The following is a 1,539-nucleotide window of genomic DNA, read 5'->3' as shown; positions in this document are numbered from 1 at the left end:
GGTTCGCGCACCGGACTTCGGTGTTGGGCGGGCGCATTGGCGGCGGCGTTGGGGGTTGAACGGACGTGGCGATGCGGGGCGGATGCCCCACGGGTCAGATGACCATGCGGGACAGCCGGGTCAGCGCGTAGGCGAAGATCGGCTGGTTTGGGGTCGAGCGCGGGAGGTGGAGCTGCACCTTCCGCTTCAGCACCTCGACCCTGGCGGCCAGCTTGATCAGGCGTAGCCGTAGCGTATCGAACTGCGCCACCCGCCAGATGGAACGCCGCGGCATGGCAGCCCGCAGGCTCCACATTAGCCAGTAGGCGCCGATGTGCAGGAACAGGCGCATCTGGTTGGCGGTGGCGCGGCAGCATGAGGTGCGGTCGGCGGCGAGATGGGTCTTCCAGGCCTTAATGTGGTTCTCGGCCTGGCCGCGGGCGCAGTAGATCTCCTGGTAGATGGTGCGGCCGCGGACCCCGTCGAGGCTGGTGACGATGAAGCGGGTATCGACGCCCTGCGGTCCGGCTTCGACGCGGGCGATGATGCGTTCGACGCGATCCCAGCTTGCGGCGCCGTCATGGAATTCCTTGAAACGGCGCAGCTTCTCGCCGCCTGCCCTGGCGGCGCGCACGACCGTGCTGGCCTCCAGCAAGGCGACATGCCTGCGCAGCGTGGTGGTCGGCGCGACGCCGAGGACGTAGTCGAGCCGTTCAGCACGGCAGAAGCGCAACACTTCCGGCGTGCAATAGTGGCTGTCACCGCGCAGCAGGACTTCGACGCGCGGCCAGTTGTCGCGCAGAGCTGCGATCAGGCGACGCAGCCAGAACACGATCTGTCGCCCGGTCGGGCGGCAGGCGGGGCGGAGGAGGGCGGTGATCATGCGGCCTTCGCCATCGAAGACCACAATCGGCTGCAAGCCGTATTCGTCGTAATAGGCATTGAACAGGCGCAACTGCTGACCGCCATGCACGGCGTCGAAGGTGTCGTCGATGTCGAGCACAATGCGGCGCGGCACTTGGCGGAAGCTCTGGCAATAGTGGTCGACCATGGCGCGGCCCATGCGCAGCAAGGCGTGCCGGTCCGGCAGGTTCTCGGCGCGCGACACGGTGGATTGTGAGCACAGGTCGCCGTGTTCGGGCAGTCGATCCATCGCCAGCTTGAACAGCGGGTCGGTGCGAAGGCTATCGGCGTCGTTGCCGTCCTCGTAGCCCGCCGCGATCATCAGCATCCGGAAACGGATGATCTCGTCGAGACCGTGCAGGATCCGCTCAGGCGCCCGCGGGTCGTGGATGCAGGCGGCAAGACGTTTGGCGATCCCAAGCCGCTGCTCCACTTCGCGCAGGACCAGCAGGCCGCCATTGGAGGACATCAGGGCGCCATCGAAGCGGGCCTCGATCGCCCGCCCGCGAATCGGTGACAGGCCGGGCAGGATGGCAGTAGCGTCGTCGCTGGCGGACATGGGGCGTCCAAATCGATGCGGATGGGTCTCGACAACCAAATCCTACATCAGATCAACGGCTTGCGCTCGTGTCCGCCAACCTTCATGCATTTTTGCGG

Annotated in this window: 1 protein-coding gene; it reads right to left on the bottom strand. The window is 66.4% G+C overall.

Going from position 1 to position 1,539, the window contains the following annotated elements:
- Window positions 1–94: 94 nt before the first annotated feature.
- Window positions 95–1,441: an IS1380 family transposase gene (locus ACFHPP_RS30970; protein WP_437167072.1), complete on the bottom strand. Its 1,347-nt coding sequence runs from the start codon at window positions 1,439–1,441 to the stop codon at window positions 95–97.
- Window positions 1,442–1,539 lie beyond the last annotated feature (98 nt).

The sequence above is a fragment of the Falsiroseomonas sp. E2-1-a20 genome (assembly GCF_051433195.1).
GTDB lineage: Bacteria > Pseudomonadota > Alphaproteobacteria > Acetobacterales > Acetobacteraceae > Falsiroseomonas.
This window is presented reverse-complemented; position numbering and strand designations above follow the sequence as displayed.